This window comes from Shewanella sp. SM87, from assembly GCF_025653705.1.
Taxonomy (GTDB): Bacteria; Pseudomonadota; Gammaproteobacteria; order Enterobacterales; family Shewanellaceae; genus Shewanella; species Shewanella oncorhynchi.
Genome location: NZ_JAKKSC010000020.1, coordinates 1 through 24,954 on the forward strand (window position 1 = coordinate 1; position 24,954 = coordinate 24,954).

General features: G+C 41.7%; 23 protein-coding genes. 5 read left to right on the forward strand and 18 right to left on the reverse strand.

Annotated elements, in window-relative coordinates:
• Window positions 1-736: 736 nt before the first annotated feature.
• Together L5M11_RS15635 and L5M11_RS15640 are read right to left on the reverse strand one after the other, a co-directional pair.
• Entirely contained in the window at window positions 737-1,774 is a 1,038-nt protein-coding gene (locus L5M11_RS15635; RefSeq protein WP_263180179.1) for a ParB/RepB/Spo0J family partition protein, read from the reverse strand.
• A gap of 2 nt (window positions 1,775-1,776) precedes the next feature.
• Window positions 1,777-2,985, reverse strand: coding sequence for an AAA family ATPase (locus L5M11_RS15640; protein ID WP_014620345.1), 1,209 nt, complete (start codon window positions 2,983-2,985; stop codon window positions 1,777-1,779).
• Between the two features lie 298 nt (window positions 2,986-3,283).
• Here L5M11_RS15640 and L5M11_RS15645 point away from each other — a divergent pair, with 298 nt between their 5' ends.
• On the forward strand, window positions 3,284-4,237 hold the full coding sequence (locus L5M11_RS15645) for a DNA-binding protein (protein ID WP_014620346.1): 954 nt from the start codon (window positions 3,284-3,286) through the stop codon (window positions 4,235-4,237).
• A 1,225-nt stretch (window positions 4,238-5,462) separates the two neighbouring features.
• Here L5M11_RS15645 and L5M11_RS15650 read toward each other — a convergent pair.
• Complete coding sequence (locus L5M11_RS15650; protein ID WP_014620347.1) at window positions 5,463-6,605, reverse strand: replication initiation protein; 1,143 nt, start codon at window positions 6,603-6,605, stop codon at window positions 5,463-5,465.
• Window positions 6,606-7,278: 673 nt separating this feature from the next.
• Between L5M11_RS15650 and ssb the strand changes: the two genes are divergently transcribed.
• Window positions 7,279-7,884: a single-stranded DNA-binding protein gene (gene ssb / locus L5M11_RS15655; protein ID WP_263180182.1), complete on the forward strand. Its 606-nt coding sequence runs from the start codon at window positions 7,279-7,281 to the stop codon at window positions 7,882-7,884.
• Between the two features lie 237 nt (window positions 7,885-8,121).
• On the forward strand, window positions 8,122-8,526 hold the full coding sequence (locus L5M11_RS15660) for a hypothetical protein (protein ID WP_014620349.1): 405 nt from the start codon (window positions 8,122-8,124) through the stop codon (window positions 8,524-8,526).
• A gap of 305 nt (window positions 8,527-8,831) precedes the next feature.
• Here the strand turns inward: L5M11_RS15660 and L5M11_RS15665 are convergent, their stop codons facing one another.
• From L5M11_RS15665 to L5M11_RS15705, 9 genes are all read right to left on the reverse strand, one after another.
• Window positions 8,832-9,248, reverse strand: a complete 417-nt coding sequence (locus L5M11_RS15665) for a helix-turn-helix domain-containing protein (protein ID WP_263180185.1) — start codon at window positions 9,246-9,248, stop codon at window positions 8,832-8,834.
• A gap of 304 nt (window positions 9,249-9,552) precedes the next feature.
• Complete coding sequence (locus L5M11_RS15670; protein WP_263180187.1) at window positions 9,553-9,816, reverse strand: type II toxin-antitoxin system RelE family toxin; 264 nt, start codon at window positions 9,814-9,816, stop codon at window positions 9,553-9,555.
• 324 nt (window positions 9,817-10,140) lie between these two features.
• Complete coding sequence (locus tag L5M11_RS15675) at window positions 10,141-10,497, reverse strand: hypothetical protein (RefSeq protein WP_263180189.1); 357 nt, start codon at window positions 10,495-10,497, stop codon at window positions 10,141-10,143.
• Window positions 10,490-10,717: a hypothetical protein gene (locus L5M11_RS15680; RefSeq protein ID WP_263192686.1), complete on the reverse strand. Its 228-nt coding sequence runs from the start codon at window positions 10,715-10,717 to the stop codon at window positions 10,490-10,492. Before L5M11_RS15680 ends, L5M11_RS15675 begins: the two co-directional genes overlap by 8 nt.
• A gap of 270 nt (window positions 10,718-10,987) precedes the next feature.
• Window positions 10,988-11,212 carry a hypothetical protein gene (locus tag L5M11_RS15685; protein WP_014620355.1) on the reverse strand — a complete coding sequence of 75 codons (225 nt, stop codon included), beginning with the start codon at window positions 11,210-11,212 and terminating at the stop codon, window positions 10,988-10,990.
• Between the two features lie 533 nt (window positions 11,213-11,745).
• Window positions 11,746-12,408: a hypothetical protein gene (locus L5M11_RS15690; protein WP_014620356.1), complete on the reverse strand. Its 663-nt coding sequence runs from the start codon at window positions 12,406-12,408 to the stop codon at window positions 11,746-11,748.
• 4 nt (window positions 12,409-12,412) lie between these two features.
• Window positions 12,413-13,744, reverse strand: a complete 1,332-nt coding sequence (locus L5M11_RS15695; protein WP_014620357.1) for a TraB/VirB10 family protein — start codon at window positions 13,742-13,744, stop codon at window positions 12,413-12,415.
• A 1-nt stretch (window position 13,745) separates the two neighbouring features.
• On the reverse strand, window positions 13,746-14,948 hold the full coding sequence (locus tag L5M11_RS15700) for a hypothetical protein (protein WP_014620358.1): 1,203 nt from the start codon (window positions 14,946-14,948) through the stop codon (window positions 13,746-13,748).
• Window positions 14,949-14,950: 2 nt separating this feature from the next.
• Complete coding sequence (locus tag L5M11_RS15705) at window positions 14,951-15,607, reverse strand: TraE/TraK family type IV conjugative transfer system protein (protein WP_014620359.1); 657 nt, start codon at window positions 15,605-15,607, stop codon at window positions 14,951-14,953.
• Window positions 15,608-15,744: 137 nt separating this feature from the next.
• Between L5M11_RS15705 and L5M11_RS24005 the strand changes: the two genes are divergently transcribed.
• Complete coding sequence (locus L5M11_RS24005; RefSeq protein WP_411569292.1) at window positions 15,745-15,909, forward strand: hypothetical protein; 165 nt, start codon at window positions 15,745-15,747, stop codon at window positions 15,907-15,909.
• Window positions 15,910-15,988: 79 nt separating this feature from the next.
• Here the strand turns inward: L5M11_RS24005 and L5M11_RS15715 are convergent, their stop codons facing one another.
• The 6 genes from L5M11_RS15715 to mobI all read right to left on the reverse strand — a co-directional run bounded on the left by L5M11_RS15715 (window position 15,989) and on the right by mobI (window position 23,139).
• Window positions 15,989-16,384 carry a hypothetical protein gene (locus L5M11_RS15715; protein ID WP_014620361.1) on the reverse strand — a complete coding sequence of 132 codons (396 nt, stop codon included), beginning with the start codon at window positions 16,382-16,384 and terminating at the stop codon, window positions 15,989-15,991.
• Between the two features lie 156 nt (window positions 16,385-16,540).
• The gene (locus tag L5M11_RS15720; RefSeq protein WP_014620362.1) at window positions 16,541-17,176 is read right to left on the reverse strand and encodes a DUF4400 domain-containing protein; all 636 of its coding nucleotides are present in this window, start codon (window positions 17,174-17,176) and stop codon (window positions 16,541-16,543) included.
• 11 nt (window positions 17,177-17,187) lie between these two features.
• Window positions 17,188-19,062 carry a conjugative transfer system coupling protein TraD gene (gene traD / locus L5M11_RS15725; RefSeq protein WP_014620363.1) on the reverse strand — a complete coding sequence of 625 codons (1,875 nt, stop codon included), beginning with the start codon at window positions 19,060-19,062 and terminating at the stop codon, window positions 17,188-17,190.
• The gene (mobH, locus tag L5M11_RS15730; protein ID WP_263180192.1) at window positions 19,055-21,889 is read right to left on the reverse strand and encodes a MobH family relaxase; all 2,835 of its coding nucleotides are present in this window, start codon (window positions 21,887-21,889) and stop codon (window positions 19,055-19,057) included. The genes traD and mobH overlap by 8 nt, the downstream gene beginning before the upstream one ends.
• On the reverse strand, window positions 21,889-22,620 hold the full coding sequence (locus L5M11_RS15735; RefSeq protein ID WP_263180193.1) for a hypothetical protein: 732 nt from the start codon (window positions 22,618-22,620) through the stop codon (window positions 21,889-21,891). Before L5M11_RS15735 ends, mobH begins: the two co-directional genes overlap by 1 nt.
• Before the next feature lie 30 nt (window positions 22,621-22,650).
• The gene (gene mobI / locus L5M11_RS15740; protein WP_014620366.1) at window positions 22,651-23,139 is read right to left on the reverse strand and encodes a conjugative transfer protein MobI(A/C); all 489 of its coding nucleotides are present in this window, start codon (window positions 23,137-23,139) and stop codon (window positions 22,651-22,653) included.
• Between the two features lie 735 nt (window positions 23,140-23,874).
• Between mobI and L5M11_RS15745 the strand changes: the two genes are divergently transcribed.
• Complete coding sequence (locus L5M11_RS15745) at window positions 23,875-24,948, forward strand: plasmid segregation protein ParM domain-containing protein (RefSeq protein ID WP_014620367.1); 1,074 nt, start codon at window positions 23,875-23,877, stop codon at window positions 24,946-24,948.
• Window positions 24,949-24,954 lie beyond the last annotated feature (6 nt).

Consider the following 24,954-nt stretch of genomic DNA (forward strand, 5'->3'; position numbering starts at 1 on the left):
TATTAACTAAAATTCAGTTACTATATTTACCTGATTTTAAAGAGTTTTATTTATTTCGAATGGAATTAGTGCGCACTGATTTTGTCTGAAAATCATACCAAAACACCTAAATTTAAATACGACTGTATACCCATACATTGTTAGTCGATTTCTGGTAAGGCCAAGCATAGGCAAATAGATAAGAATTTGTATGGCAGCAGGAGTGGGAATTTTCGGTTGAGCTAACGAGCCGAAACACGAAATGGGGCATAAACGTTTTAGAAAATGCAGCGTACCGATAATCGTTGCCTTTTAAGTATGATACTTAACCTTGGTGAAAACTGGGCCTAACGTTATGACGATAGTAGCAAAGCCCATTTAGAACTGATTCCTGAGAATCACCCACTAACACACCTTGCCAACTGATTCCTGAGAATCACCCTTACAATTTAGGCTTATAGCTTGAAAAATTTATTGGAAATTAATCAAAAAAAAAGAGACCGCTATGGCCTCTTGTTTTCTATATTTTCTATCTTATTTCTTTGTAGCATTCAGCTCAACACAGATCCTTTGTATTTCACATAACTCACGCATTTTCATTGCTGGCAATGTGAAAGGTATTTTATTGCTTAGCGCATTGTTAATCGCTATTGCGAGTGCTAACATTCTTTCTGCTGACATGAATAAATCTCCGATTAAGGGTTTAGCAGTGTTGGTTTGACAGGTCAGGCTTGGCGGTTCGACCTGTCTACTTTTTCTAATGTTTGTTACTAACTAAGTTAATCAAAAAATCCTTGAGCTGCTGAATTTCATCTTCATTAAGTTTTACTATCTCCACATTTGTTTTGTTTTTATGAGTACGCATTGTCACCCAACTATCACGCTCTGCGTTTTCAGCTAGTCGCGCCTTGGGTGCATTTTTAGGTTCACTCTTACTAGCCGCTTTTAATACGTTGATGATAAGTTCATTACGATTGACATTAATATCATAAATACCCGCTGAATCTTTGTGTGGTGGCACATAAGCAATGATCTCATTAATATCAGCCATCACAGACGGGGTTAGCAATTCACTAAGATCCATTTGCATATTTGTTATTTTAAATAATGTGTCCACTTGTGTAGAGTTTATTGCCGATGGGCTAGGCAATAGCGCAATTACCTCTGTAGGAATTTTTATAGATTTCAATGCTCGCTGAACGTATGAATATGAAACATCAAATTGACGCGCTAACATGCGGAATGACAATGGTTTAGTTTGCCCAGTTCCATCATTTTTTGCAGCTATCTCAGACTCTAAAATCAGTTTATCAAACAGCAAGCCAGCATCACGCAAGCTCTGTTGTGCATCTGTTTTAACATACTGAATGATTTCTAATATTTCGGACTTACTTAAAACTTCGTTAGTGTATGAAACATTTAAATTGGCACCAGCTATAATAGCCGCTTCCCTGCGCCGCTGGCCGTCAAAAATCGCATATCCATTTTTGTCCTTTGTAGCTAAAACGTTTGCAAATTGCATTTGAGCAATAGAAGCAACAATTTTTTGTAACGATAATGGGGTAATATCCACGTTTGGACGAGGGTTGTGCTGATGAACATGCGTTTTTGTTTGCACATTTTCAGCCGCTACCTGATCTCTAAAAAATGTGACAACGCGGCCAGACGACAAATGAATAACCATAGAATCTTGTACATTTGTATTCAGCTTTGCGCTTTCATCACTATTTAGGTCCATCCGTTCAATCATCGAATTGACACGGCCAACAGTTTTAAATAAGCCTTTACCAGCCATATTTATATCCCCCGTAACCTTGAAATATGCTGGAAAAGCGTCAGTGAAAACGCATCTATAGCTGTTCTAGCTTTTTTTAGTGAACGCGAGTCACCAGTATAATTATCAGGGTGAACAGAAATTACTGTATCAAATGTCTCAGCGCATCGTTTAAATGCCGATAGTTCAGGGATATTCGTCAACATCAAATCTTCCCCAAAAACAGCATTTGCTATCATAGAGCTATCGTTGTCCTGCTCGGTTTGAGAAAAACGAGTCATATAAGCTAAATGCCCGAGTATATTAATTTCTGCACCAGAACGTTCAAGATCATCAATTATCTGTGGCAGGCGTTCGATGTACTGGAATGTTGAGTGCAAATCTACCGTTGTTGGTGGTAATGGGGTAATAAGTATGTCTGTGGCGCACAGTGTAGATTTCAAAATTGAATCTAAATGTGGTCCACAATCAATCATAATGAGGTCATAGTCATTTATTAATCTTTCAGTTACATTCTTTTTAAACAATTCCCACGGATTTACATTGTCACCAAATTGCTCTTTGCATAGCTGTACCCATTGTTCGGCAATGAAACCATCAGCAATTGATGCAGGGATCATGTCAACGCCCTGTATTTGCGTAGGCAACACGAAATGCTCTAGAAGTTCTTCTCGGGTTAGGTCAGCTAAAATTGCTTGGATGGTCGTATTATCAATGGTCCCAATCGCATGTTTGTGATTTAAAAACATAGATGCCGAACTCTGTGGATCACCATCAAGAATTAATATTCTCAGGTCATGTTGGAGTAGGTTAGGGTGGCAGCGCAGCGAATGAGCAATGTTTACGGTTGAAACAGTTTTAGACACTCCGCCTTTCAAATTACATATAAACAGCACTAACCCACGTTCAAATCTTTTACATAACGGAGTTATTTTACGATGCTTGTATATATCTATTACCTGACTAATTGGCAGATCATAAACCTCGACTGAACCATTCATTTTTTTGGAAAACTGATAACCTTCAGCTTCCATTTCATGCATCGATTTCTCAACGATTTTACGCGTTAACAACGGTAAATTGCCAACAGCACCTTTTGAGTAACGCTGATGAAACGTGTCTGTTTCAAACTCAACTTTTTGATTTGAAACGGATTCAGACATGCTCGTTAAAACTTTTCTAGCCCTATCAGCTATGGCTATCATTTTTTTCGTAAACTGTTTTTCGCTCATTCTTTGTGTCTCTATTTAATCAATTTTTAAATACCATACACTTAAAAGGTGCGGTATTCAACAGTCATGTGTGGTTAAAGCGCACCACTATACAAAAAACCTGTTTACAGATTTTAACAAGCTCATTAGCCGCTACTAATCGCGTACTCATACAATACTTGTTGTTTCTTAATCTCAGTGAAAAATAGAAATTTAATATGACTGATGGTTTAACCGGAAACTGTTTAACTATGGAAACAATTGTTTCCCGTTTCCATTGCTGTATTATTATTCAATCATCGTTTCAAAGGGTTTTATTATGAAAGAACAAAGTAGCGTTTCTTTTGAACAAGTGTCTAAAGCCGCAACTAACATGTTAAATAATGGTATTACGCCGTCAGTGCGTAACTTACTAGGAGTTACTGGTGGTCGAACCGAAACTGTGAGCCAGCACTTGAGGGACTATAATGATAAACGAAGTGCCGAAGTGCTAAAGATGGCTGACGAGCTAGGTAGTTCTGCTATTGCGAAACTCCTAGCTAGTGAAGTGCAGACTGTTGTTGATCGCAAAACTGATAAATTAAGCACTCTACTGGCTGAAATGAAGGACCAACGCGATGAACTTGTTGAATTAATATCGGAGTTGGAACAGAACGCATCACATCGCATAGAAATAGCTGAAGCCAAAGCTACTCATGCCATTAATGACGCAAATAACAAAATAGGATCTGCCGTAGAGGATGCTAGAAAGGCCGAGGTCAAAGTTGCTGAATACGCTAAAATTGCTGAGTTAGCTAAGTTGGATGCCGAAGGGCTAGTAAGGATGGCTGAAACTAAATCTCAACTTTTAATTGAGAATGCTAAATCTGAAGCTGAGTCGCTGGTTAATGCCGCAAACATTCGTGCAGACAAAGCTGAGCAAGAAACAATTATTTTACGTGAGCAGATTGGGTTATTAAGCGTAGATCAAGCTAAGCGTCAGATTGAGCAAGCCCTGCATCAGCAGACACTAGAGTCTCATCAAAAGGCTGTCGCAGAGCTCGCAGATGAACGTACTAAAAATACAAGGTTGCAAATACAGCTTGAAAATCAAGTAACAAATATCCAGCGGCTTACAAGTGAGAATCAAGATTTTCGTTCAGACTCTAAAAATCTTGCATCGCTTCAAGGGCAGTACATTGAATTGCAAAAACAATTTACTCAATCACAACATTCTTTATCTCAGTCCGAACGTGAACGTGAATCATTGAGCGTAGCATTGAGAAGTAAGTAGTTTTACTGATAAACATAGGGGGTAGGTGTACACATGTGGACCTGTATCACTCTGTATTGCATTTTAAGAACAATATTATGGCATTGGCAATTAATTGCGATCAAAATCGAATCTAGCGCGATCTAGGAGTGTTGATACAACTTACTTTAGATTCTATCTAAGCATACTTCATGATTACTATTTCAAGTAACTACTGGTTAACTAAGTGAGAAGGATCTTAATGCTCTGCTTTCGATCTAAAAAGAGATCAAAAAAGGATCTTTCCCCTATAAAAGATCTTTATAATGATCTTTATAAAGAATATAGATAAATATAAAAGACTATAGAGATTGATTTTTACATTTTAAATCAGTTAGTTAAACCACTATTTTTTACACTTTTTAAGTGTATACAGGATAGTTTTTAAGTGTATACAGGATAGTTTTTAAGTGTACACACGACTGTTTTTAAGTGTACACATGACTGTTTTTAAGTGTACACATGACTGTTTTTAAGTGTAACAATTTGTCAGCTTAAAAAACAATCAACAAGAAATGGGAAAAACATTAATTCCTTACGTTTTTGCTCATTTGACAACCTTTTTTAAGTGTTTCACTCCCTTTTTTAAGTGCCAATACACGACAGTTTTTAAGTGTTGATTGAATTAATGACTATTTTTAAGAAAATTATACATGGTTATCTTTTGTTGCATTCGTATTTGACCACCTTTTTTAAGTGTAAATACACGACAGTTTTTAAGTGTTCCGCTTACCAGCTTAAAAAGTAACCAATGGAGAGTAGTGGAGTCACTGATCTTTTGCATAAATACCGATTTCGCTCCCTTCTTTAAGTGTTTTACTCCCTTTTTTAAGTGTATATATACGACAGTTTTTAAGTGTTGATTGTATTAAAGCTATTTTTAGAAGAAGTTACACATAAACCGATACCGTATAATTCTAGTTTAACCACCTTTTTTAAGCGTTAATACCCGACAGTTTTTAAGCGTCAATACACGACAGTTTTTAAGTGTCGATACACGACAGTTTTTAAGTGTCGATACACGACAGTTTTTAAGCGTCAATACGCGACAGTTTTTAAGTGTCGATACACGACAGTTTTTAAGCGTCAATACACGACAGTTTTTAAGTGTCGATACACGACAGTTTTTAAGCGTCAATACACGACAGTTTTTAAGTGTCAATACACGACAGTTTTTAAGTGTCGATACACGACAGTTTTTAAGTGTTTAGAGGTCAAGCAATTGCGTTAGCTTTGATAGTTTAGCGAGATTGGCTTTTTCAGGTTCTACATCTACATCGAGTGATCTTGCACCGGCTTTTTGACGATAGAACGCAAATACTCTTTCAAATATTTTAACGCATTGAGCCCGTAATTTTTCGCTATTTGCGTCCTCCGGGTTCTCGGTCACAATCACATAATATGCAACAGCTAATTTCTCCAATTCCTCCTGGGTAATCTGTTCCTTTTTGGTCCGTTCTCTGTTTTCTGTATGCAACGCATAATCTGTAGCTGTGTTCTCGTCCATCGGGTGCTGTTTGATAAACTGGTCTATCCACAAATACTCAAATGTTACACTCGTAATCAGTTTACCAACTCTGTTTATGGTGATGCCCTGACGTGGGGCTCTTGATGTTTGGTCTTTACCTGCGAAGAAGATTAGTTCCTCACTACATAGCTGTTCAATTTCAGCGATAGAACTAACGAGGACTTTTTCTATGAATTTGGTGTTATCCATTAGCGTTGATTTACCTGAAACTGGCTCCCCGTTACCATCAATGATGCCAAAAATGCCCTTTAATGTTTCCATGTCGATTTTAAACATTCGATTCTCAGGGTTTTTGAATCGAGATAAAATATCATACATTGTCTTTGTATAACGCCCGTTAAAGCGAAGTAGTTTCATCACGTTAATAGAAGCATATCCCTTTGATGTATCAACAAAAAACTCGCGTAATTCATAATTTGGGATAATAGATAGTTGTCGATCAGCATACTTAACTGATGGAAACAGTGTATGCGATTCAAACTCAGTGCTATCTGCTGCATTTTCGATAGCAATTACTCTGGACTGTAGCCGTTTAGCGATGACTTTGATTGTGGTACTGATATTTTTAGATTCAATATTTAGCCACTCACTTAATTTATGAGCAGGTATCTTGATCTCAAGCCGCGCATCCGGTCGCCAATCAATATTTTGAAGTTGAATTAGGAATAGGGCGAATAAATTCTGTTCGTGAGTTGTCAACGAGACTCTACTAAAAATCAATTTATGATTTTTTTTGTATGTTGATGGTAGCTTGTATTCGGGGTGAACGATGAAATCCTCATGTTCTAACTTTTCTTGTGAGCCTTTTGGATTTTTAGTCACAATGTAAACCTGTTATTTAGTGTATTTAGCGATATCCCACATGGGGGCGCAACCTAATTTCATTATACATACTGGGAAAATCCAATCCAGACCTAAGACAACCTTATTTAAGTGTTTGCCAACCTTTCTTAAGTGTTTCGCAACCTTAATTAAGTGTTTTGACCACCTTATCTAAGTGTTTTGACGTACTGTTTTTAAGTGTTTTAGCTGCTATCACTAAAATAACTTAACGTTAGCAATACTAGGGTTGAGTGTTAATGTATTGATTTTATTGTTTAAATAAAATAAAGCTGAATGGGCGCACTTTGTCTGGCTAATTTATATACTCAAGTTGATTTTTTACTTATATCACAAGCTGATCTGATTGTCCGTGTTTTGCCAATTTCTATAGTTAACACTATAAGTAGTTGTATTGAAAAAAAATTTCATCAATACACTTAAATCATTGTTTATATAGAAGTGTTGGGCTCTAACATAAATAACTCAACTTGCCGTTTGTAGCACTCCTTTTGTGTACTTCAACACTTAAAAACTGTCGTGTGTACACTTAAAAACTATACGGGGCGGCCCATTTTAAATGGGCTTGGCATTTTGATTTTTATTTCTTGCGAGATAATTTTTTTGTGTTCAAATGAGTCTATTGATAATTCATCGTAAACTTTGGTGTAACAAAATGGCATCGGTTAACAAGGTAATTTTAATAGGTAATATAGGTCAAGAAATTGAGTTTAAGACTCTGGCTAATGGTTCGTCAGTGGCTAAATTTAGCTTAGCGACTAGCGACTCTTGGAAAGACTCTAGTGGCGTTGAGCAGGAAGTGACGGATTGGCATCGTATTGTTGTTTGGGGCAAGTTAGCAGAAATTATTAATACTTACGCAGGTAAAGGCCGTCAGGTTTATGTCGAGGGTAAGCAAAAAACTCGTAAATGGACTGATGAAAATAATCAAAAGCGCCAAATTACTGAGGTTGTCGTAGATTTTGATGGTCAAGTGCAATTGCTGGATAAGGCCCCACAAAGTCAGGGATACCCACAAAGTCAGGGACACCCACAAAGTCAGGGACACCCACAAAGTCAGGGACACCCACAAAGTCAGGGACATCCACAAAGTCAGGGACATCCACAAAGTCAGGGACATCCACAAAGTCAGGGACATCCACAAAGTCAGGGACACCCACAAAGTCAGGGACACCCACAAAGTCATCATTCTCCTAATGTTTATGTCGCCCCGCAGCCTGTAGTTAGCGCCCCACAAAAGACCTATACCTATAGGAAGTAGCTCACATGGTAATTATTTATGTTCAGCGCCACAGGGCTTTTGTCCTGCGGCGCGAGCTAAAATTTTGTTAAAGCAAGTTGATAACCCATTGATGTTTTATTAGGTTTTTTATTGGCTAAAAAATGTATAGCCTTACCTTCGTTAAGAGTCATTCATTTTTTAGCCAAAATTTCTTAAGAAAGATTGCAAGTCTAAGCAGTTAGACCACTGTTAATTTTAAATCCTAGCGAGAGATCCATGAATTTAAATATTACAATGTTAGTAGCGTTCATCGTCCCTTTCTGTTGTTTAGCTGGCACGAGAGGAATAGAGCAAACGAAAAGCTACACAGAGCGTCAATGCTCAGAGAACAAGCCTGCGTCTGTTGATGTGTTGCTGAGTGATCTCAAAGAAGATGATCGCATCAGATTTGAAACGTACTTTCCCTTTGGCGGGATTCATCGCGAGTTTGGTTTGGTCAGTAACTTTAACAGTAGTCGAATGCAAGTTGCTGAGTATTTTTATGTGCAAAAGGGTAAGTCTAAGGCTCGTTACTATGAGGCTATTGCTAAGTTCGATACAAAAAAGGGTAGTGGTAGCGTGAAACTCTATTGTGTAGATGTTACACGCCTGTATGAGTTTCCTAAACTACCCGCTGGCTAGCATCCCGAATTCGTGGAATAGCACTTCGGCAGTGGTTTGGCTTAATAGGATTACACTTGTTAGGACCGGACATCGAAAATAATGCTTTTACATTATTCATGCACTTGAGTTTTCGAATCAAACAGGTGGTAGGTTTAATCAAATATGTAAGCGCCAAACTATTTTCTTTTTATCCATAATTATAATCACCCGGCAAGTGAAGCCCACGAAGTTCAACAAATGGTTAATAGGGCATGATTGCGCATAAGGGGGATTGTCGGTCAGCAGTGCAAACAAAAAGGGCGTCCACATGGGACGCCCTTTTTTTATGCTAATTGCTCAATGCTACATTGATATAGCTGAGCCATTTTTCGTTTGCTCGCTGGTCTTGTGTTAGCGCCTCTGGATTCCATGCGGCTTAACGTTGGCTGTCCAATGTTAAGTGCTATAGCTGCCTCAGATTGGCTAAAGCCGCGATACGTTCGCCATGCGGCTGCTGGCGTCATGTTATCAAGCTCAATCAGCTTGACGACTGCGTGGGGGGTATATTCGCCGCCACTCGGTTGGATGCCAGATAGCATGTCTGCATCTAGTTCGTCGGCATCTTCCTCTTTGACGTTCATTAAGAAATCGTCAAGCGGGGAGTCTTCTTCGTTTATTAAATCTTTTAGTCGCTCATATATATGTATCGGTACGATAGCAAATTGAGCGTGATTATTATTGTCACGGATGAATTGAATCATAATGACCTCTGTAGTTATTGTTGCCACTTAATTGCTAATTAAGTGGCATAACTTTAGTTGCCAAAGCTCTGCCTAGTCATGTGGCTAAGCTTGGCGTGTCGTTGTCAAAGTTCTAGCCGCATTTAGGGCTACTTTGATAGATTATTATATCTGGCATTTCTGCTTAGTATTGTTCACATATTGAATATACTTTGCACTTATGCATGTGGTTTCAATTACTTAGTAGATTATTGTGGTATTCCTTTTATTAGTAAGTACCGTCTTATGTGTAGGTAAAAAGCTAGGGCGCGCTTGCGCCCTAGCTTTACTTGTAAACATCACCACGCGAGCCAACTGCTTCAATGTATATCGCTTTTGGTTCGGTGCGGGTGTAGACAAATACAATGCGATAATCGCCGACTCTTATTCTGTAAGTGTCTTTTGCTTTCATCATTCTGCAAATGTCTAAACCAGTGGTTTGTTTATTTGACAATAAATCAATATCCGCAAGAATTGCTGACTTAAACTTTGGAGCAATAGCTTTAAGTTGTCTTCTTGCGGAGCTTGACCAGTTGACAGATAGCGCCAAGGTTCACCTCTCATAATTGGTCTTAGTTTTAACAGGCTATATTTTTAAAGAGCAAGTCTTGCGACCAAGTAAGTTCAATGTAGCATGAAAAAAGAAGAAAGCAATAAATAAGGCATAAAAAAAGCATAATGAATGAATGGTAATGATATAAGCTAGCGTTTACTGGGGTGTGCGGGGTGTTCCAATATCAAAAAGGCGTCCACATGGGACGCCTTTACTTTTTCACTGTTACTTCACCCGTCCATTATTCCGGTGTCGATATCAACACGGCCTTTTCGCCCATCGTGCGAACTGTGCCGCTAGAACCATAGTTACTGATAATTTCTAGCTGTTCTTCATACATTTCAATAATTGAGCCAATTGCCCAATCTTGTCCGTGCTGAGTTGTTTTGGTAGGCATAGTTCGGTTCCTTGTATAAGAGTCTCTTCTGCTAATTCAAACGCCACGGCTAACAGTATCAGCATTAGCATTCCTTCGTCTTTATGCCCCTTTGCACGTTCAAGTAGGACAATTAGGCTTTCTATAAGTGTCTTGCCTTCCTCTTTCATGATCGTGACAAAGTGACCGCGCCAGCCTCTTACTGACTCAACAAGCTTTTCTTCGCCGCCAAGGAATAGGAGGCAGTCATAGCTTTGCTTCATGCGATTAACTATATCGAGAGCTTGCATTTTCTTACTCATTTTCTACGGCCTTTTCTCTTTCGCGCTGTACTGTGATATCTATCCCAAGCGCTCGGCCCTCGCCTGTGATTGAGTAAGATAGCTTGTTTGTTTTCATGTTCTTAGTTGTTCGCGTGAGCCCGTGTCTGCGCAATGTTTCCATTGATGCGCGTAGCGCCACGGCGAAAACGGGGGTTTCACGAACAGAGTTAATGATATTGAGCAAGTCGGTACGAGACACGCTTGTAATGTTCCTGCTTTCGAGAGCGGCCAGTGCAACTAGCACGTCACTTTGCAGTCGTGAAATTCTCATAGCGATTCGTCCTTATTGTTATGTGATAATAATAAGAATTTTACGCACTTATTATTATCACGCAATAATAAGATGCATGTTAACTGTCAAAATAGTTATTATCCTTGGGGAGCTCACCCCTTAACCTTGTCCATTTTGAAAACTATTATGTCCGCCTACAATGCAAAAATTCCGCGCAATGGCGGCTTGTTTTGTTGGTTAGTTTTCGTCTATGAAGAACGAACGTTCTTGGGTGGCGACTATCTGGATCTGTGTTTCAACCCCATTTATTAGGACAGTGCCTAGCCATACTTTGTTAGTAGGGTAGTCACTGTCAGTATCGGACAGTAGTTCCTTAATCATCCGGCTAAAATCGCGAGACTCTGCGGCTATTTCTTCCGCTCTAAATTGCTCGTCATATTCTGGGTTTCTTAAAATTTCCATACCTATTTTCCTTTTTATTTAGCCACGCCCAAACCGTAAATCCTAAACTTGTTGCTTGCTATCAGCATCATCTTTGATTTGATTTTCACTAGGCTACAGGCAGGATTTATTTAGGCAAAAATTTAAAGACTCTCGCATTCGTAGGAGAGTATTCATCGGCCTTGCGGATAAAGGGCAGAGAAAGAAGGGGCCTGACATAACCACATCCGGGGCGGGGTAGTTGTATGTGTTAGGGGCTGACGGAAGTCATCGCTCCGGGCGCTTAATTTATGCCGGGGTGGTTGTATGTGTTAGGGGCTGACGGAAGTCATCGCTCCGGGCGCTTAATTTATGCCGGGGTGGTTGTATGTGTTAGGGGCTGACGGAAGTCATCGCTCCGGGGCGCTTAATTTATGCCGGGGTGGTTGTATGTGTTAGGGGCTGACGGAAGTCATCGCTCCGGGGCGCTTAATTTATGCCGGGGTGGTTATATGTGTTAAGGGCTAACGAAAATAACCACTCCGGTACGTTTTTGTGAGAACTTTTATTGATACTTACGGATTTTCTTGATTCTGCATAGCAAGCGCCATTTCTATTAGCTTTTCTGCTTTCGGTGGGGCTTTACCTTCGGATACGTATTGCTCTCTAATAGCCTTTGTTGAAATGAGTACACTAACTGGCGGGATATTCATTTTAAACGCAGCAGGGGTGCGTACAACCATGTTTGCATCCAAGACCAGATAACCCATATCGAAATACAATTGCCCAAGCTCCTGAGCCGCAGTGCTCATTTCACCCTCTAGCACAGCTTCTTTCGACCATTCTGCGAACATTTCTTTCACATCGACAACCGCAATTTTTTGAGTGTCAGGGTTTGACACATATTTATTGCTGACATCAATGGTAGTTTCAGGAGATCCCATGATACCCATACCCACTTTAAGCAGTCCGAATAAAAATACCATCCCGACCATCGTGGCGATAAGTTTAGGGGCCGACAATCCTTGTTCATTCACTCTCTTTGCTATGGTGCTATCAGAGTCTACAGGTTCAGTTTTTGTTTTAGCATCGCGAGTTGCTATGTCATTAACTGACTGCTCATTTATCACAGGCGCCTCGGTGCCCTCCGAACTGGTTACATCCGATTTAAAATGTGGCTCTGTTTGACTGGCAACATCGGCGTTGTGATCAATATCTTCTGAGTTTTTTGTTGTCATTGTCTTACCCTTTAAATTTAAGGCCCATACCGCGCTGAACAATAAAATCGACACCTTCAATACCGCCATTCATTTCTAAATAGGGGCGAGCTTCATCGGCCAGCTCTAAATAGAAATCAGCTATTTTATCGAATGCGGAACTCGCGCCGCCGGCCATAGCGGACCCAGTTGAATCCTTGTAATAGTTGCTATCATAAACGCCACCGTTTGACTTATTGTTCGTCATGTTGGTTAACGTATCCGCCCCAGTGCCGTAAATACCCGCCCAAAACGATTGTTTAATCGACTCACCATATCGAGTAACTAATTTAGCAGGGATGCCAGCGTGTCCATCTTGCCCTTGTGCAGAGGCCACAAATGGTTGTTCAATTGCTCTGCCTTGTTGATCGATACAACTGATGCTCTCAGCTCTAATTTCTACTCTGCTGGTACTAGCGCTACCTCTTGCTGAGCCAACAACCATGCACCCTACTAAATCAATCGTGAAGCCGTTAGGCATCATGCCAACATCTACAATTTTTAGAAGGACTGGTGCAGGGTTTGTTTGAGCTGATGTACTGGTCGGGACATGCTGACCTGTTAACAAGGTCATAGGCAATACAGTACCCGCCGACAGCCATGTATCTTGCACCTGTTCAGCTTTAGAGTTACTACCTGAATCTGATTGTGAAATGGACTTTTTAGCCACTACTTGCGCATTAGTTTGTTGGGCTATTACAGGCTCAGCACTTTCTATCGCCGGCTTTCCAATCGACAATTCACCTCGATTCATTGTAAGCCGCTTGCTTGGTGGAGGTCCGATTGAAACATCACTGCTTTTTAGGCTCGCCATTGGATCTAATGTGAAATTATTATCAGTAGCGGCTGCAATGTTTGATGGCTGCGCTTGTTGCACTGCGCCGCCCACTTGATTCCTTGGAGCCTTTACTTCGCTGTCTACGAGCATTTGCATTTGGTGCGATATTGTTTCAAGACGCTTAGTCATGTCCATTTGTGACATTTGTAAGGTATCAACTTGCGATTGAATGCGTTTCTCTCCGGCTTTTTGCTCCGTGTATTGAGCGTCAATGGCTTTTTCTCGCTCTTGGATCTTTTTCCTCATGGCAATGAGCTGTCCTGACGTTTGAGTCAATTCTAAGCGTTCGCTACCCATTGAGGACATGAATATTGGTTTAGATCTAACCGGTGTAGCCTCTGGCTTATTTACTGGCGCAGAGGGGAATACTGCTTCTGCTATAAAAAATGCAGGGGCAGCTAGGAGAACAACAATACCGATAGTGCGGTAATTTGCTGGAAGGGCAAGCCATTGGGCTCTTAGTTTGTCAAGTTGTTCCATACTAACCTCCAACGCGCGCGCGGCGCGGCACCTTAAGTTGACGTTCCCAATAAGTTCTGTCTCTCAGTATGTAGACTTCGGCGCTTTCAGTTGGAGCTAAAGTAGCTTTATCCAGTACGCCAACAGCCATCACATCCTCACGACCTAACCCCATGCAGGCTTCATCACGGAATGATCTTAGGCCATTCACATCGTTCCTAACTTCCATTATATCAATAACTAACCTCGCCCCAATGAGTCTCTGTTTAACTTCGTGGTATAGAGGCAGCATTTGCCTTATATCGCAAGGGAAGCGAATTTCAGCGGGAATATTGTCACCCTCTAATAACTCATAACCTGCTGGCACCTCTGCCTTAGCGACAATTTCAAGGAGGTTCATCACCTCGTCTATGTGACTATTCGCTGTTGGCTGGTTGGTCGCTATACGCTCCCTCTCATCTTGTTTTGCTAATTCAATTTCTTGTGTTTCATTTTCGTTATATGTTGCTATGGCTCGCTCGGCAGATTGCCGTTGGGCTGTGTTGTACGTAACGGACATTTCTACCAGCACTGGTGGTACGTTAAGTGGAACTAGGTACATTGATACCGCGGTTTCAGGTGCGCCATCTTCTTCGATAATTACATCAACCGCGCCGGCGTTTATTCCTGGCGTAACGTACACAAATCCACCCTCGGAGTAGATCAATGCGGCATCACTTGGAACAGAACTTGTGAATTTGGCATGTTTAAAAGAAGTCGCTATTCGGTTGGTCGTTGACAATGAAATAGGCAGGGTTGTTGTGCCTCCGGCTTTCAGTGAAATAACCTGATGGCTTTTGTACTGTTTGCGTAGATAGTCCATTGAATCATCGCGGCGACTAACTACCGCGCCAGCGTTCTGTGGAGATATAGCGACAGGATTGACGGGGCTTGCACCGCCATACTCTGCATTTTCGGCTTTTGGTATCGTAGCCACCTTTGTTGCATCATCAATAATTTGATTCATTTGTGGATCACTTACATGGTTTTTCCCCTGTTCTGCAATTACTTGTTGTTCAAGTGTATTAAAGTCAGTGCCAGCAACAGGCACCCTTTGAGGGGTAACTTGTTCTGTCGGCAATAAATCAGTTGGAAGTGCATATATATCGGTTTCTGTTTCGGCCACAGCTTGAGCTGCACAGAACGATAGCAATATTGATGTGGTTATTAGTGTTGGTTTATTCATGCTCAGCCGGCCTTAAATTTAACTACGGTGTCATTGTCTATGGATGCTTTGCTATTTTTACTTTGTAGCAACTCACGCTCTCTCAATGCGGGGTTAACGGCATGAGGGTATTGTTGGATATCTAAAATCATCGGACTTCCGTTCCTAACCCCAATTTTCAATTCGTAGGTATATGACCCGCTATCTGCTGCACCTGTTTTTAGTGATGTTGTAGTTTTTTCGCCAACAACCCACACGTAATCCGTGATTGATGAATAGATAGCATCGCTTGGCACAAACTTCTCACTCACACCGCGTAGTGTCATTTCTTCGATAGTCGAAACCATAAGAGCTTCGGCTTCGTCAGGGTTAAGCTCTAGCGGCACCATCTTAGTAATCCGGTCAATTACGAATTTAGAGTTTTTAGGCGTGACGTTACCAAGAATGGTTGCAATCATTAGCCCCCACTGGATTTTGTATTCCTGCGTGATTTGATTGCCATTCATTATGATTGGCTCTTTAAAATCATTCGGCATCACTATGATTTCTGTTTCTTTGTTCATTACCATCAGGGTTAGGAATACGACTGCAACGGTTAACCCTAGATTGGAGCGGCCAATATTTTTATTGGACACATTGAGGTTGTCATAACTCTCTTTGATTTTTGATTTCCAAAACATAGTTTCTACCTTACTTAATTAGCCGTCTGATGGCTGGCGTTAAGATCGCTTGTTTACCACTGGTAATCCAAAATCCGTTGATCCATAACATGTGCTTTAGAACTCCACGGCCAAACTTCTTGTACATGGATTCGACAATGGACACACTGATTACTGCGAGTATTACACCTATGTTGATGTTGCTTGACGCTAAGGCGAACACCATCACAATTACTGCCAACTTTATTGAGTCAAAATGCACCTTGCCGATTTTGATAGCGCCATTACAACGCTTGGGGAACCGCGCTTGGTTCATGCGTTAAACTCCTTCTTTATTTTAAAAAAAAGGGCGCAAACCAAAGTTGCACCCTTTAATACTCGCGCAATCAGTTGGTCTATGCCTTACTTAGCTAGACCAGCCTTTAACGCTTCCACTGTCACTGTCAAACTACCGTCAATTGTTGCAGGGGCGTTTGCTAATACAAGGATCACGACAACAGATGATAGGAAGCCGATAAGGTTAGGCTTGATCATGGAGAAAGCTATCGTGCCTAAAATAGATAGGCCCATGATTGCCTTAGCTGGTGCTCCGGTCATAAGACCTTTCACTTCATCCCACATAGTATCGAAAAAGGTATGCAGCGTAGCACCAGAGGCAGAGACAGCATTAGCATCACCGCCGTATAGCATCAGTACCGCGATGAAAACGATTATTACCGTGAATACTGCGCGAACAGTGAATGAGGATTCCTTAAAAAGCTGGAAGATATTTTTTTTCTCTTTTTGAATATTTGTCATCGGTACCGCTCCATAATTTCAGTATTACTGATTGAATTTTTCACTATTGAATTTTAGATGTTTAACACACACTGTCAACACAATATTTTTTTGATTTGCTCTATGTTTATTGTGTTTTTCGGTATTAAAGTCTAAAAGCTCGCATACGTGAGGGAATCACATATTCTTAGCGCTGTTCGAGAGTGTAACCTTCACTAACCACGCAATAATTACTGCAGATAACAGTGGAAATAGCGGGAAAATTTGAGAGGCGAAATATGCCGGAACTATGCAGTAAACCTCTAACATCAATATCACTAAAGTTGACGACCACATTGCTACTCTGAAATAACCCGTTGATGGTGAAGTAAACTCATGTTGTCTGATTTTTCGTTGCATTAATCCATCCACAACAGCCGCGCCAATCATGCCTATTGCCATCCAAAACCAAAACAGCATCAGTGATATTCGTATGAGCGTCTGATACCAGAGGCTTTTAATATTGTTAATTATTCTTGTAAGAGGATTACGCCAAAGTGATTCTCCGTTGAGCCCGGTATCTTGATTGAACTGGTCAATGAATCCGCTCACACCTGACTTCATCATTGTTATGTCGTACCAATTTTTAGCTCTTAGCACGACTATCTTCGTGGCATCTAAACTAATAACATTCTCAATGTTGCCAATTTCTCTTTTGAGCATGACGCTATGCTCTGCTGTATCCATGAATATCAATACATAGATAGTGATTAATATCCCAACAGCAGCAATAAGCCTGCGGTGCAAAGACTTGTTTTTCGTTGTATCGCTCATAAGTTAAAGCCTTACATAAGAATTGGTATGCGACATTGATATGTTTTCCCGTTAGCTAGTCGGGCCACGTACTGCAACTTTGGTAGTTCGGACATCAGCGACAGAGGGAATGCAGGCTTATCTGCTTCCATAATTCGCTCGCCCACAGAGCCAGAAAACTCATGAAGATTGCTTGTAGAGTCAGTGTTGGAGGATAACTGCCATTGTTTTGTCTTAATTGGGTACTCAGGAAGTAGGGCCGCGAATTTCTCTCGGGTAATATCGTCACGGGCTCGCAAACAAAACCAGTTAGCGGTTAACGACAATATTCGGTTAGCGACTGCCTCGCCAGCTTTGTCGATTAAATCGGGCACACCTTGAGTTGATAGGTGTAGCTCAAACCCTGCACCACGACCCATTGCCGCCAAATTGATTAAACCCTCAGATAGAGCAGAATGGATTTCATCGCCAAACACCGAAACACGAGTACCTTTGCCTTGTTCATAGTTGTAGCGGGACGCGGCAGAAGCACAGGTATCTTCCATTATGAGTTTTGATACCGCCGATGAAATATCGGCATTACCTGATGAGTCGGTGGCAATATAGAGAACGCCGCCCGTATCTATAAATTTCTTTATATCAATGATTGGGCGTTCATCTTCGGTATCATTAGGATCGGGGCTTAACATCTTATCCAGTGGTGAGGCTGTTAGCTTTGTGAGCATTGGCTTTGTGGTCGCGAGCATTTTGCTTTGATGGCTTTGATCGTGCGTCACGAAACCTATGAAACTCGATACTGCGTCCTCGCCTTTGTCGTCAGGTATTAACACCTGTTGATACCGCATAATCAAGCCAGCTAACAAACTGCCTCTACCTTCTTCGATAATTTGACTCGCCATTTTCGTATGCCACTCATTACCATAGTGCTTAGCCATGATGATGCTTAGTGCCTCAGTTGCTAGTTCACTTTTCCGGTTCAGCATGTAGTCAGCGACTAACTTGATAGACGGGCGTCTACCAGTAAATCTCAACGCCTCAGCAGTGACATAGAATGAATCCCACGCATAAGAACGGAACCCCTCAGAGCTACCGGTCCCTTTCTCAAGCACGTTAGCTAAGCGTGACGCTATTTCAGTTGTCACCGAGAAATTCACCAGTGGATCTATTCTTACCGACTTGCTCGGTTCCGCAATATTGAAGTAATAGAATGGCACACCTATTCTCTTGGCTTCGGCTTGCAGTCGCGTTTTCCAAAAGTGGTCATTCTTTGGATCTAAAACTAAAACCGAGTTCCCGCGATATAACGCTCCAACGCTGTTAAGTGTTAACATCGTTGTCTTGCCCGAACCGGGCAAGCCAGTATAAAAACTGTGGGACCAGAACAGTGATGAATCAAGCCAAAGGTCTTTTTCATCACCACAACCTTGTATCCAAGGTCTACCTTCTAATCGTTTGGTTTCTTCCTCTGTTTTTTTAAGCGCTCTACGCACGGCCCAAGGCAAGAAGCCCTTAGCATGTTCAGGGCGAGTACCGTTGAGTTGGTATGCTCGGTTCGCCTCAGTGATTGTCCACTCAAAACCTCGACCAAAAAACGCTTTATCAAGGCGAGTCTTAGCTAGTTCCCATAAAGCCTCGGCTTTAATGTGGTAGTGATAGTTGTACACTAACTTTATTTGTCGCCGGATTTGAGGCAGCGCATCCCGTAAGCGTTTAACAGACATGCCAGCCGTAGCAGCAATAACCGATAAGGCGACAATTGACACGCTATGCCCTGATGCACCCTGAAAAGCCCATGCGCCTATCGTGAATGTTGAAGCACCCGACCAAGCATAAGCGGAATTTAACTCGTATATTGGCCTGTACATGTTTTCCATATACAGGCCGTTAGTTTGTCCTTTGCTACTCATAAGTTATTCCTGCTGTATCAAAAACCATCCAAACTGTTTGTTTAGCGTCAGTGTCAATCGTTGCGCTATCACCAGCTTGTCGCTTGAGGTAATTAGCATCCTTATTGGTTAATTCTATTTCTTGCGCGTAAGCGGTTAACACAAAACTTTGCACTCGTAATTGACCTTGACGATGGTCAATACCTGCTTTGCCAGATGAGCTCATAGCCCATCCAATGAAAGACTGTAATGCGCGGTCATATTTGCTTTCGGCTTTAGGGGATGTATTACCTGTCGCGTTCTTTAACCCCTGTAACGAAGTAGAGCCTCCCGCAAACGCAGGGGTGGTATCTAAGTCATCCTGAGTTCGAATTTCGCCATAGTGTTCATCGTTGTTAGTTACTGACTGAGAAACTAAGTCATCCTGAGTTCGGATTTCGCTACAGTGTTCATCGTTGTTAGTTACTGACTGAGAACTATATTCGTCCCAATTTCCGTATTCACTTTCTGATTGATAATGTGTATTTCCTGTTTCTTCCTCAATTTCGAGTGACCCATTATCGGCGGCAGAGTGGGGGGGATATATGTCAGGCATTATCAAAGATATGTTTTCCCCTGGCATTAATGTATTGCTTGGATGGATGGCTAGATCCCCCTCCTTAGATGTTGATTCTTCTGTAAGCCTCAAACTTTGCTCTAGGGTTAATTTGATTTGGTAAACTTTGACCTTTTTCACCACGTTAATAATTTTTCGTGGAGTTTCCGCGTCAGTGATGAATAGCTTTTCATCCATTAAAGCCTTAATCATATCTGGCACTTTTAGCCCGGCGATATCTAGTGATGATTCAATCTCGGGTAAGACAGTTACATCTAAATCAAGAATGTCTTTAGCCACTTTCATGCGGTGACGTTCGATGTTAGTGTGCGACAGCAATGTATCTACAAGTATGTCCATTGTGGTTTTTGTGTGCGGTAGCGCCGATTCAACACTCGGGGGTAAGAGGGCAGTCTCAGGCTTTATTTCTGAATATATTTCAGCTTTAGCCACGGGGGATTTTATAGCGGCTTCATTTTCGTTATGGGCAGAAAAATTCTTAAATACGACTCCTTTGTGATCCGGTTTTTTAGGCAAAGCCTCCGCAGGCGGAATCAAATCATCTTCACAACTTGGCGTTGGAACTTCGTTGCTTTGTTTGGTGCTGACATCGTTATTGCTAGTTGCTTGTTTCTTAGTTTCCGGGCTAGTTTCAGCTTGGGTGTCGGTATTGTTTTGCTCTGAATTAACGGACTTGGCTTTGCCCTTGGGTGCTGTTGATGGCTTAGTCTTAGCCTTAGCCTTGACACCATCATTGCCTTGCTCTGTATCAGCAGGTTTATCTTTTTCTGCTTGCTGCTCAGGCTCGTGATGAATAGAGCTGGCCGAGTTGTTTGTATTGGTTTCTATAGCCACTTCTTCGTTAGCGTCTAACTTCTCATCTTCCTTAGTTTTTCTTGTGTCAGTTAATGAAATTAATCCAGTGGGCGCGTAGTGAATCATCAACGAGTCATCGCGAGTCAGCGAGATTCTACCGTGGCCTCCCCGTGGTGATATGTCCTCACCATACACAATGCCGGCCCATTTAGGCTTGGCTACTTTTATTGGTCCTACTTGAGCATTCCCAATAGATTCAGGCCATAAATGACCTGTTGTGTAGTCCTCGAATAGCGGTTCAAATAGCTGCCTATCCACTAACATTTCAAGCATTTTCCCGACCTGCATTGGAACGCTATAACCATCGGCTTGAAGTGAGGCCATTACTTTGTTAAAACTTGAGGGGTAAGACACGTACACATCTTCGGCGCCTAGGCACCAAATATCGGCTTTTTCCTCATTGGTTTTCCACATGCGCCGCAGCATTTGCAGCCGCTTAATAAACGCAGCCTCAAGGGGCATCTTACGAGCGCCGGTGAGTCTATCCCACTGCCACAGCATATCTTTATGTACAGACCTAGCTTCGGCTTTTTTCAGACCTGCCTTAATTGGATTGTTTATTTCCATGCTGCCTGATAGTGTTTCGTAAATAATCACCTGTAGGTCGTCTTGCGTGTTAAACAGATATTGCTTAGCTTCTTTGGTTAATATTTGATTAAGCATTGAGGACGCTAAACCAATATGCTTACCGTGCCGGTCAGCATAATTCCAAGTCACTTCGTACCGCTGAGCTTTGCAGCGAGTGGCCCACTCAAAGATGTTTTCTATCTGCGGGTTCCAAACTGAATCACCACAACGTACCGACATATCGTGCAGGGACTTACCTATGTCATGCACTAACCCGACAACCCAAGAGGCGTAGTACCAACGTATTTTCTTACTATGTAACTCATCAGTAAATTTCGTTTCTTTTATATCCACTGACGCCATGTGTCTTAATGAAAAAAGGGCGACTTCAAGACTGTGACGAGCGAGACCGCCAACAGCGGCGTGGTGATGGTTTTCAGAAGCAGGTAAAAGATGAACATAGCTAAGGAAGTTAGCTATTACATTTATTACCAACGTCTGCGAATTATAGATTTTGTTGTAGTCTGACAAGTTCGCAGGATTGAAATTAGCTCTATGAATATCGGTTAACCCTAACTCACGAACTGTCATATCTATGAGGTCGTCATTGGCCTTAATGATTCGTTCGGCACTAACAATGACAACCCCGTCAGCTATTGGCGGGTAAAATGTATCCACTAAAACATCCACATTTGGTGCAGGTTTCTTTGACTCACCCGTAACCATTCGCACCGAGTCTCTGCTAGGGTATTTACCATCCAGCAAAAAAGAGCGAACAGCCAAACTCAACAGCTTGGCTATTTTTCCCATTATTCACCCACCGCGATCTTAGTGGCTTCTGCGTCAGGTGTTATACCTCCATCTGTATCGGAAAACTCATCCTCCGCATTGGATTCAGAGACTACCCGTAATGCTTGCATAATTTTGTTGTAATCTTCTAGCGAGTAAATCCCGCCCTTTCGGTTAGCAGAGTCAGTGGCGACCGTTCTAAGTCTGCCAAAAAACCTCTGCATTGTGTTAATTGCGATTCCACGAGTGCTATTGCTCATTGATTCTGAAAGCTCACCAGAGAGCCATAGGTTTTCAATTTGAGATATCGCCGCATCTGTTTTAGTGATCGCATCTATAACGCGCCAGTAGATAGGGTGTTCAACTTGGAAGGTGACACTAAATGTGTCAGGGGTAATAACGGTCATATCATCGTTAGCTCCGTAATTGCCCTCGGTTTCGTTTGAATAGACCTGTTCAATCAAAGTGCAGCGGCGAGCCACTTCTTCTTGTTCGGCTCCAAACCAAGTATCAAGACGATCGCGAACCTCTTTGTTGTTGGAGGTCAGTACGAATAACCCTGCAATGCGGGATATACTCATTTTTATATTGTTCTGCCGAACCTCATTGCTAAACAATTGCTGTACCGTATTGCTTTTGAGTTGCACATTTTTTGAGATAAATTTACGTGGTTGTTGTGCTCTAACAGTTTGGGTGCGCGGGACGCGTATCTGTGTTGGTTTTGGTGTTTTAACCGTTTTTTCGTCAGTCATGTATAGCTCCGTTTTTTGCTGTTAAGTAGATTAAGATTGTTTACGTTCAATTCTTTTCAACTTGACTTTTGCATCATGCAAGCAGTCTAAAACTTCACGCAGAGGCGCTAACCTTGTCTCTGTTTGCTCAATCATTCTGCGCTCCCAATCCGGGGATTTTCGGGTTAGCTGTTCAACTGTGTAGCCCCTCCCTGTTGGCTTAATGTCATCCCCCCAAGACTTTCCTACATTGCCAACCCGCCCCGGCCTGTATCGTGTCCATATAAGATAAATCTTATCGCTCTTGATACATGCTCTTGGTGCTATTTCCCCCCCAGTAAATGTTCCTCCCTCCGTGCGTAAGGCGCGATTAGATGATCGCCATTTCAGCCAGTAATCATCTACAAGCACTTTGGCTTGAAAGTGTGCCGCCTCGATCTGAGAACTGACCACTCTGAGCGTGTCGGAAATCTGATATCCCAACTTCTGTTCTAAATCAGCCTGCGGATTCTTGACGCCGGGCTTGCCGTAATCTTGCATATCGTTTTCCTACTGTTTGTTCGTCACCGCAATGCAGCATGTCGGCTACGTAACTAAAACGAGTTTGTTTTCAGTTCGTCCCCGAACTCTTGTTTTTGCATAAAGAGTTGAGACACCTAACCTCCACACCGCCCGCCCTCTGTAAGCGAGAAGTTGTAAGCCCTCAGTTCGTCACCGAACTCTTGTATTCTCATGAGCAAAGCAGTGATAACTTCTCTACACACCACTATCCCTCTGTAAGCGATACGCTGTCAGTCTGTAGTTCGTCCCCGAAATTGTGTTTTTTGTGCGTGTAATTTTGCATTGTTAAATATCGTCATCACTCACAGACTAGAAACCTGAAAAAAACGACAACTTCTGCATATTTTTTGAAAATTGCTTTCATCTTATTGTTGTATACGCAAACTCGCGTATCACTACAGTTCGTCCCCGATGTTGAGTGATTCCTTGTCATAATGCTGCAAATCATCTAGTTACGTAGTCGGAAATGTCACCAATATAATACACAATTATTAAATCGCGTGCGAATAAATAATTGTGTATTATATGGCCCAATTTGGGATCGTTTTGGTATTCCAACATTAATAGCTCAGCCTTAAATTTGAATACCAATTTGGGGTTTGTTTTAACTGGAATATGACGGGCCTGTCGTTATCTGCAAAAAGTCTTGTTATGCGCAGGCAAAGAATTAATTAATAACCCCATTTTGGGGTTTGTTTGGGGTTGGAGTGCAATATGAGTAGTCAAGTGATAGTAACTGTAGATGTGGGTTACGGTACAACAACGAGTGTTCACAAGAATGCTACGGGCGAATATGAGATTAAAACATTTCCATCGGTGCCAATTCCCGTTAAATCGGATATCAATCTTGGCATTTCGGGTGAAGAAAGGGATGTAGTTACAGTCGATGTAAATGGCATCACGTATGAAATTGGCGCTGACGTTACAGCTTCAAGTGCCCGTAATGTAAGAGTGCTAAATACTGAATCTTTTCTTACCAGTGACCGATATAAGGCCCTCCTTCTCGGCTCGCTTTCGTTTATAGGTTCCGGCGATTTAGTTATCGATGTACTGGTTCTTGGTCTGCCTGTTAGCGTTTTATCTCGCAAAAATGAACTCATAAAAATTTACACCGGCACTCACGATATTTCCGGTTCAGGTAAGCGCAAAATTAGCATTAAAAGTGTCTTGGTTTTTGAACAGCCGCTAGGCGCATTAATGAGCTATTTAAGAGAGGGTGGTACAGAGCGTTATATGGCATGTAAAAACCTCAACATACTGGTTATAGATCCGGGATATCTAACCCTAGATTTCATTACTTCAACCGGCATTAAGGTGAACAAAAATCGCTCCGGCGACTCAGAAACTGGCATGTCCAAAGTAATTTCAGCAGTTGAATTATCTCTAAAAACTCAGCTTTCCGAAAAGTTTAACCTCAAAAGTATTAGTTCTGAATTAATAGACCAAGCGTTTATAACTGGTTCGTTGAAGCTGTACGGCACTACGATGGCATTTCCTGTGTGTGAGCATCAATTTGATGTGACAAGTGCCATCACTGCCACTTGTGATGAAGCGATAACGTCAGTCGTTAACGTGGTAGGTGACGGTCAAGATATAGACCTGATTCTTGTCTCTGGCGGCGCGGCATCAGTTTATTTAGGTGCCATTAAAAAGGCTTTTCCACACCATAAAATTGAGGTCGTCATTGATCCTTTAACTTCCGTTGCTCGCGGTTTGCAAACGGCTGGTGAGCAGTACATTAAGGGTGCTCTGGCTCGCGGCGAGTTTAATCAGCGGCGAGTGAATTAAGGGGCG